The organism is uncultured Azohydromonas sp., assembly GCF_937926365.1.
Classification (GTDB): Bacteria; Pseudomonadota; Gammaproteobacteria; order Burkholderiales; family Burkholderiaceae_C; genus Azohydromonas.
Map to the genome: position 1 here is coordinate 1 of NZ_CALAOH010000150.1, position 8,087 is coordinate 8,087.

General features: G+C 70.0%; 8 protein-coding genes. 1 reads left to right on the forward strand and 7 read right to left on the reverse strand.

What is annotated here, in order from left to right:
• The 6 genes from Q0741_RS16220 to ligA all read right to left on the reverse strand — a co-directional run.
• Nucleotides 1–1,315, reverse strand: a 1,315-nt coding sequence (locus tag Q0741_RS16220) for a DUF6600 domain-containing protein (RefSeq protein WP_367184125.1), incomplete at its 3' end; no start/stop codon positions are given.
• Between the two features lie 160 nt (nucleotides 1,316–1,475).
• Nucleotides 1,476–1,883: a VOC family protein gene (locus Q0741_RS16225; protein ID WP_298234238.1), complete on the reverse strand. Its 408-nt coding sequence runs from the start codon at nucleotides 1,881–1,883 to the stop codon at nucleotides 1,476–1,478.
• A 148-nt stretch (nucleotides 1,884–2,031) separates the two neighbouring features.
• Entirely contained in the window at nucleotides 2,032–2,283 is a 252-nt protein-coding gene (locus tag Q0741_RS16230) for a DUF2442 domain-containing protein (protein WP_298234239.1), read from the reverse strand.
• Nucleotides 2,255–2,494 carry a DUF4160 domain-containing protein gene (locus tag Q0741_RS16235; protein WP_298234240.1) on the reverse strand — a complete coding sequence of 80 codons (240 nt, stop codon included), beginning with the start codon at nucleotides 2,492–2,494 and terminating at the stop codon, nucleotides 2,255–2,257. Before Q0741_RS16235 ends, Q0741_RS16230 begins: the two co-directional genes overlap by 29 nt.
• A gap of 3 nt (nucleotides 2,495–2,497) precedes the next feature.
• Nucleotides 2,498–3,031: a peptide deformylase gene (def, locus tag Q0741_RS16240; protein WP_298234241.1), complete on the reverse strand. Its 534-nt coding sequence runs from the start codon at nucleotides 3,029–3,031 to the stop codon at nucleotides 2,498–2,500.
• 5 nt (nucleotides 3,032–3,036) lie between these two features.
• Nucleotides 3,037–5,307, reverse strand: a complete 2,271-nt coding sequence (gene ligA, locus Q0741_RS16245) for an NAD-dependent DNA ligase LigA (protein ID WP_298234242.1) — start codon at nucleotides 5,305–5,307, stop codon at nucleotides 3,037–3,039.
• A 160-nt stretch (nucleotides 5,308–5,467) separates the two neighbouring features.
• On the opposite strand from ligA, the gene Q0741_RS16250 reads away from it, so the two are divergent.
• On the forward strand, nucleotides 5,468–7,096 hold the full coding sequence (locus Q0741_RS16250) for a M28 family metallopeptidase (RefSeq protein WP_298234243.1): 1,629 nt from the start codon (nucleotides 5,468–5,470) through the stop codon (nucleotides 7,094–7,096).
• 103 nt (nucleotides 7,097–7,199) lie between these two features.
• Here the strand turns inward: Q0741_RS16250 and Q0741_RS16255 are convergent.
• A partial coding sequence (locus tag Q0741_RS16255; RefSeq protein WP_298234244.1) for a cell division protein FtsZ occupies nucleotides 7,200–8,087 on the reverse strand: 888 nt, incomplete at its 5' end.

An 8,087-nucleotide genomic window follows, 5' to 3' on the forward strand; every position in this document is an offset into this window, starting at 1 on the left:
CACGCCGGCCGCCGCGCCGATCCGCCCAGTCCGGGCGCGGCAGCGCCGGCTGCTGCTGGGGCAGCGCCGCGTTCCAGCGCGGCTCCGCCCTGGGCAGCACGCGGTCGGCCACGCGCACCTGCCGCTGCAGCGTGTTGGCCGGCACCACCGTCACCGCACCGGGAATGTGGCGGTTGCCCCAGGACGGCTTGCCGCCCGGCGGCAGCCAGGGCGCGTGCGTGGCGTTGACGCCGCGGATGTAGCGCGGCGTAGCGTTGAAGCGCGGCACGAAAGCGTCGCGCGGGCTCAGCGGCACCCAGCCGATCACCGGCGGCGGAGCGCGCCGGCCGCCCACCGCCACGCTCACGTTGACGTGGTTGCCGCCGATCCAGCCCACCAGCGCCGGCGCGAACACCGGCCGCGCCACGTAGCGCCCCGGCACCCAGCACCAGCGCCCGCGCCACGAGGCCCAGCGGCCGTAGTGGAAAGGCGCGAAGCCCCAGGGCGCGTCGTCCACCCAGTTCCAGCCCCAGGGCGCCACCCAGACCCAGCGCCCGTAGCGGTAAGGCGCCCAGTTGGCGACCACGACGGTCGGGAACCAGACCGCGCCGTACTCCGGGTGCGTGTCCCAGCGCCCGTTGTGGTCCAGGTCCAGCGCGCCGGTCATCTCGGGCGAGACGTAGCGGGTGGAGGCGGCGCGGTCCTCGCGCTGGTCCTGCGCCAGCACCCAGGCGCCGAAGGCGTCCTCGCCGGAGGCCGTGCTCATGTCGTAGTGGGTGCGGTCGTCCTGGCGCCAGAAGCTGTAGCGCGTGCCGCTCTGCAGCGTGAGCGCGCTGTCGGCCGACTGGAAGCGCATCTCGCCGCTCCAGGCCTGGGCATGGGTGACGTTGTCCTCCACGTCCACGCGGTACTGGCCCGGCTGCGTGGGGAAGAAGCGGGCGTCCTGCGCCTGCAGCTCGAACTCATTGACGCTCTCGGCCGAGCGCAACCGCAGCGCCACGCTGCCGCGTTCCACGCGCAGGCTCACGCGCGCGTCGTCGAGCTGGTCCACGGCCAGCTCCGTGGCGCCGTCCAGGCGCAGCGAGGCGGAGCCGATCTGGACGTCCGCGCGCGCCCCGTTGTCGGTGGCGAGCCGGTCGCCGCTGGTGATGGGCCGGTTCAGGGCCGCGGCGACCCACTCGTTCTGCTCGGTGTCGTAGATCCACACCGTGCCGCTGGCCTGCGCCAGCCGTCCCACGCGTCCGGGCGGATCGGCCCAGGCCGCGGCGCCGAAGGCCATCAGCAGTACCAGCGCCAGCAGCCACCGCAGGCCGCGGTGCAAATCTCGGGATGTCATGCTGTCTCCACCCGGCCGCTGCGACGGCGGCCCTCTTGGCTTTGTAACGGGTGGGTGGTACATCAGGCCGACCCAGCGTGCCAGACGGTTACAACGTTGCGGCCGGGGTCACCCCCCCTATCGCGTGATGCAGACCAGGCGGGATTGAGAACTCTTCACGTCATCCGCCTTCACCGCCAGTAATGGGCGTGCACAGCTCGACCAGGAGGCCGTCAGGACAGCGAAGGTAGGAGACGGTTTGGCCCCACGGTTTCTGCTGAGGGGCCGCCATTTCCCGTGCGCCGGCTGCAATGGCCTTGGCGTGCGCTGCATGGACGTCGTCGCCGGTGACCAGCGCAATTTCAAAACCCAGCGGCAACACCGACTCGTCCGCGTGCACGTGGCCGCCCGGAAAATTCATGTCCCCCAGCGCGTGCGCGGCAAAGGACAGCGTGGTTTCTCCGGTATCCATCTCGCCGTAGGTGCCGCTCTCGTGAAGGAATTTGCGCTTCAGACCGAAGGCATTTTCAAAAAAGGCCAGTGACGCCGAGACGTCGGGGACGTAGACGATGGTGTAGCCGAGTTTCACAAATTCTTCCTCCTGATCGATCTTTCCCGAGAGTATGCAAATAGAAGGCCCAAGGAATTTCAGTTCCCTATTCAGCGCTCTAATTCACTGTCGAAAGGCAGGCGCCCGGATGGCGCAGCAGGGATTTCATCAACAAGCCCGAACGGGATCAGCCACGAGCCACCAGCGGAAACCGGTCCGGACGGCGGATTGAATCGACCGAGAGATCGACATCCAGGCTCGGCCAGTAAAGGTGGTCAGGCGCCGGACGCTCGACGTTGGTGATCTGTTCAATGGTGGCTTGCCTGAACCATGGAAACTGATCAAAAGGCACAAGAAGCTCTTCGTCGTCCAGCAGCACCCAGAAGCCGTGCTTGGAGACATGAGTGACTTCAGCCGCCGAAGTGGTGATTCCAGGCATTTTCAATTTCCTTCAAGTGAGCCTGCACGATTGCCTGAGCGTCAGTGAGCTGGCGCGGCGACAACCCCGTTGAAGTTGCGAGATGTACAACTGGTGTCAGCCAAAACTTAGCCTCTCCGTCCGGATGAGAGAGATGTACATGAATTCGGGACTCTTCACGCGAAAAGAAGAAAAGTCGAAACGGTCCATCACGAACGACAGTGGGCGCCATGAATCACTCTTCCTCCTTATCCAATCCCGGAAACAGCACACTGGTAAATCCCAGCTTGGTCAGGTCCCTCATCCGCGTCGGATAAAGCCGGCCGATCAGGTGATCGCATTCATGCTGCACCACCCGCGCATGAAACCCTTCCGCTTCGCGCTCGATGGGTTGGCCGTCCAGGTCGAACCCCCGGTAGCGGATGCGAGAAAAGCGTGGCACCCGCCCCCGCAGGCCCGGCACGGAAAGGCAGCCTTCCCACCCCTCCTCTTCCTCGTCCGACAGCGGCTCGATCACCGGGTTGCACAGCAGGGTGCGCGGCACGGGCGGCGCATCGGGGTAGCGCTCGCTGCGCTCGAAGCCGAAGAGCACCACCTGGATGTCCTCGCCGATCTGCGGCGCCGCCAGCCCCACGCCGCCGGCCGCCTGCATGGTGTCCACCATGTCCCGCAGCAGCGCCTGGAGTTCGGGCGTGCCGAACTCGCGCACCGGCTGCGCCACGCGCAGCAGCCGCTGGTCGCCCATCTTCAACAGTTCGCGCACCGCCATCGCCCTCACTCCTCTTCGGTTTCGTCCGCGGGCGCGGCCTCGCCCGCGACCAGCGCGCGCAGACCGTCCTCGTCCAGCACCGGAATGCCCAGCTCCTGCGCCTTGGCCAGCTTCGAGCCGGCCTCGGCGCCCGCCACCACGTAGGCCGTCTTCTTCGACACCGATTTACCCGCCTTGCCGCCCGCGCCCTCGATCAGCGCCTCGGCCTCGTCGCGCGTCATCGTGGGCAGCGTGCCGGTGACCACCACCGTCTTGCCCTCCAGCGGCCCCGGCGGCGCGGCCTGGTGGCCTTCGTGCTCCGTCCACGTCACGCCGGCGGCGCGCAGTTGCTCCACCACCTCCACGTTGTGCGCCTGGTCGAAAAAGGTGCGGATGCTGTGCGCCACCACCGGTCCCACGTCGTGCACCTGCAGCAGTTCCTCTTCGCTGGCCTGGATCAGCCGGTCCATCGAGCCGAAATACGCCGCCAGGTCGCGCGCGGTGCGCTCGCCCACGTGGCGGATGCCCAGCGCGAACACGAAGCGCGCGAGGGTCGTCTGCTTGCTCTTCTCCAGCGCGTCCAGCAGGTTCTGGGCGCTCTTCTCCGCCATGCGCTCCAGCACGACCAGGGCGGTGAAGCCCAGCTTGTAGAGATCGGGCAGCGTGCGCACCAGCGGCGGCTGTTCGCCCTCGCCCACCAACTGCTCCACCAGCCGGTCCCCCAAGCCCTCGATGTCCATCGCGCGCCGGCCGGCGAAGTGCAGCACCGCCTGCTTGCGCTGCGCCGGGCAGAACAGGCCGCCCGAGCAGCGCCAGTCCACTTCGCCCTCTTCGCGCGTGATGTCGCTGCCGCAGGCCGGGCAGCGCCCGCCCAAACGCTTGTAGAGATCGAAGGGCTCGCTGCGCCCCGGGTAGTCGTTCGGGTTGACGGCCGGCTCCGCCGCCTCGACCGCCGTGCCCTCGGCCACCGCCGCCGGATCGGGCTGGCGCTCCAGCACGTCCAGCGCCGCGTCCGCCAGCGCCTCGGCATCGGCGCCTTCGAGCCGGGCCGCGTCCAGCGAGGCCGAGGGCACCACGCCCACGATCTCCGGAATCACGTCCCCCGCCCGGCGCACGATCACCCGGTCGCCGATGCGCACGTCCTTGCGCCGGATCTCGTCCTCGTTGTGCAGCGTGGCGTTGGTCACCGTGGTGCCGCCCACGAACACCGGCTCCAGCCGCGCCACCGGCGTCAGCTTGCCGGTGCGGCCCACCTGCACGTCGATGTCGCGCAGCGTCGTCACCTGCTCCTGCGCCGGGTATTTATGGGCCACCGCCCAGCGCGGCTCCCGGGTCACGAAGCCCAGGCGCTGCTGCAGCGCCAGGTCGTTCACCTTGTAGACCACGCCGTCGATGTCGAAGGGCAGCTCGTCCCGCGCCGCGGCGATGCGGGCGTGGAACTCGATCAACCCCTCCGCGCCCCGAGCCACCGTGCGCTCACGGCTCACCGGCAGCCCGAACTTCTCGAAAGCCTCCAGCACGCCGGCCTGGGTGGAGGGCATGTCGTCCCAACCCTCGACCTGGCCCCAGCCGTAGGCGAAGAAGCTCAGCGGACGCTTCGCGGCGATGGCCGGGTCCAGTTGCCGCACCGCGCCCGCGGCGGCGTTGCGCGGGTTCACGAAAGTCTTCTCGCCCGCCTCGCGCTGGCGCTCGTTGAGCCGGTTGAAAGCGTCGCGGCGCATGTAGACCTCGCCGCGCACCTCCAGCACCGGCGGCGCGTCGCCGTTCAGGCGCAGCGGGATCTGGCCGATGGTGCGGATGTTCTGCGTCACGTCTTCGCCGGTCTCGCCGTCGCCGCGCGTGGCGGCGCACACCAGCACGCCGTGCTCGTAGCGCAGGTTGATCGCCAGGCCGTCGAATTTCAGCTCCGCCACGTACTCGATGGCCGCATCGGCCTCGGTCAGCGCCAGCTCGCGGCGCACGCGGGCGTCGAAGACGCGCGCGCCCTCGGCCGTGGTGTCGGTTTCAGTGCGGATGCTCAGCATGGGCACCTTGTGGCGCACCGGCACGAAGCCCGGCAGCACCTGGCCCAGCACGCGCTGGGTGGGCGAGTCGGGCGTGCGCAGCCCAGGGTGCTGCTCTTCGAGCGCCTGCAACTCGCGGAACAGCTGGTCGTACTCGGCGTCGGGAATCTCGGGCGCGTCCAGCACGTAGTACTGGTGCGCGTGGTGGTGCAGCAGCTTGCGCAACTCGGTGGCGCGGGCGGTGGCCCCGGCCGGCGCGGCAGCGCCGCCGGCGGCGGAATCGGAAGCGGTCATGGACATGGCGCCAGTGTAGGCAAGGCGCCCCTGCGTTCCGGGGGCCACCCGCGGTAAAAGGATTGCGAATTGCCGCCGCCTCTCCGCCCCCGGCCGCCCTGGCCGGCTTCAGCAAACGTGCCGGTCCGGCGGGCCGGCAGCACGAAGTAGGAGTTGCGGCATGAAGTCCATGGATCACGCGCAAGGCCCCGTCTCGGCCCGATTCCCCGCCTGGTGGCGGGTCGCGCTGGCGGCGGGGATGCTGGCTGGTTGCGGCGGCGGCGGTGACGGCGGCGCCATCGAGAGCGCGGCGGCCCTGGCCGCCACCGAGCAGCCCGCCGCCGTGGCCGACGCGGCACCCGAGGCCCTGCCGGCGCAGTGCACGCGCCCCAGCCGCGTCAACGACACCATCCCGAAGCTGCTGGAGTGCGTCACCTTCAGCGAGGTGCGCAAGCACCAGAAGGCCCTGCAGGACATCGCCGACGCCCACGGCGGCACGCGCGCCTCGGGCACGGAAGGCTTCAACGCCTCGGCCCGCTACGCCGTGAGGGTGTTCCGCGAGGCCGGCTACGACGTGCGGCGGCAGTACTTCCGCTTCCGCACCTTCGAGGAGCTCTCGCCCGCGGTGCTGCAGGTCACGGCCCCCACGCAGCGCGAGGTGGACAACGACATCCTGTCCTACTCGCCCAGCGCCGACGTGACGGCGCCGGTGACGCCGGTGACCTTCCAGCCCGGCGACGCCACCCCCGGCTGCGAGGCCAGCGACTTCGCCGGCTTCCCGCGGGGCCACATCGCGCTCGTGGGCCGCGGCGAATGCACCTTCGCCGAGAAGGCGCTCAATGCGCAGGCCGCCGGCGCGGTGGGCGTGGTCATCGTCAACAACATCGAGGGCGAGATCGCCGGCACGCTGGGCGCGGACTTCAACGGCCGGCTGCCCGTGACCTCCGTGACGCTGGCCGAAGGCAACACGCTGCGGGCCATCGACGGCCTGAGCATGCGCATCAAGACCGACACGCGCATGGAAACGGTCGCCACCAGCAACGTGATCGCCGAATCGAAGCGCGGCGATCCGGACCAGGTGATCATGGTCGGCGCGCACCTGGACTCGGTGCCCGAAGGGCCCGGCATCAACGACAACGCCTCGGGCGTGGCCGCGATCCTGGAAACCGCCAAGCAGCTCTCCAAGGTGCACACGCGCAACCGCATCCGCTTCGCGCTGTGGGGTGGCGAGGAGTCGGGGCTGGTGGGTTCCAGCTACTACGTCGGCACGCTCAAGCCGTGGCAGCAACGCCGCATCGCGCTGTACCTGAACTTCGACATGATCGCCTCGCCCAACCACGGCTTCTTCATCTACGACGGCGACGACTCGGACGGCACCGGCGCCGGCCCGGGGCCCGAAGGCTCGGCCGAGATCGAGAAGGCCTTCGAGGGCTTCTACGAGCGCCGTGGCCTGGCCTTCAGGGGCACGGACTTCGACGGCCGTTCGGACTACTTCGGCTTCATCGGGGCGGGCATCCCGGCGGGCGGCCTGTTCACCGGCGCCGAGGGCATCAAGACGCCGGAAGAGGCGGCGCTGTGGGGCGGCTCCGCGGGCGTCGCCTACGACCCGTGCTACCACCAGGCCTGCGACACCTACACCAACATCAACCGCTTTGCCTACAACGTGAACCTGCACGCGGTGGCGGCGGTGACGCTGCGGTTCGCCAAGGACCCGACGCCTCCAGGCGCCGGCCGCGCCGAATCCGCCGGCATCGCCAGCGCCGGCGCCAGCACGAAGCTGCTGCGCATGGGCGACAAGTTCATCCGCTGATCGCGGCGTGACGAGGGCGGCCCGGACGGGCCGCCACAACGACAAAGCGGCTTCCCCTCGCAGGGAAGCCGCTTTTGCTTGCGGACTTTCCGGCCGCGATCCGTCAGCTGAACAGCCTCCGCGCCGCCGCCGACCCCGCCGCCAGGTCGCGCGCCTCCAGCTGGCGGTAGAGCCCTTCCAGCTCCGACTTGATCGGCGCGAAGGCTTCCGGCACCACGGGATGGTTCGCCTCGTCCACCAGCGTGGCATCCAGCTCCGTGGACAGCGTGGACATGGCCTTGAGCCAGGTCTCGAAGGGGCCGTCCGTCTCCGGCGTCTGCGGCACGTCCAGGCTCAGCTGCGCCACGCGCACCACGGCGCCCGCGCCGTTCGGGTCCTCGGCCAGCGCGGCCTTGGCGTCGAAGGACAGCACCAGCACCGGCGGCGCGCCTTCCCCGGCGCCCGGCAGCACCAGCCGGCCCGGCACCGAGCCCGGCAGGAAGCCGTGCTTGAGCGTGGCCTGCTGCAGGTAGGCCACCGACCACGGCTGGCCCCGTGCCACCAGCTGCACCGACAGCAGCGCGTCGTGCTGGTTGGCGAAGTGGTCCAGCTCCTTGGCGCGCGACACCGCCTCCAGCATGTCCGGGATCTCGACCGCCGCGCCCACGCTGTCGGCAAAGGGCTGCAGCTTCTGCACGAACTCGGAGTACTCGATCTCGTTGAGCGCGCCGTGGCGGTTGGCCAGCTGCACGCCGACCTGCAGCTCGCGGTACTGCTGCCCGGGCTGGACCGGCTCCCACTCGGCGGTGGCGGCGTTCAGGCCCTCGATCAGGAAGGGCTTCGTGCCCGCGCGGCGCGTGGTGGGCAGGTGCGCCTGCACCAGCTCGCCGCTCACGCGCGCATCGAGCTTCAGCGTGGCGATCACGTCGATGAGCGCATCGATGCGCGGCCCCGTGCGCACCGCGGGCGCGGCCACGGGCGCCGCCTCGGCCTCCACCGCCGGCGCGCCGCC

Excerpts from the sequence above, each read along its gene's own strand:
- Q0741_RS16230 (WP_298234239.1), bottom strand. The coding sequence starts at position 2,283 with ATGCCTGGAATCACCACTTCGGCGGCTGAAGTCACTCATGTCTCCAAG.
- Q0741_RS16235 (WP_298234240.1), bottom strand. The coding sequence starts at position 2,494 with ATGGCGCCCACTGTCGTTCGTGATGGACCGTTTCGACTTTTCTTCTTT.
- def (WP_298234241.1), bottom strand. The coding sequence starts at position 3,031 with ATGGCGGTGCGCGAACTGTTGAAGATGGGCGACCAGCGGCTGCTGCGC.
- ligA (WP_298234242.1), bottom strand. The coding sequence starts at position 5,307 with ATGACCGCTTCCGATTCCGCCGCCGGCGGCGCTGCCGCGCCGGCCGGG.
- Q0741_RS16250 (WP_298234243.1), top strand. The coding sequence starts at position 5,468 with ATGAAGTCCATGGATCACGCGCAAGGCCCCGTCTCGGCCCGATTCCCC.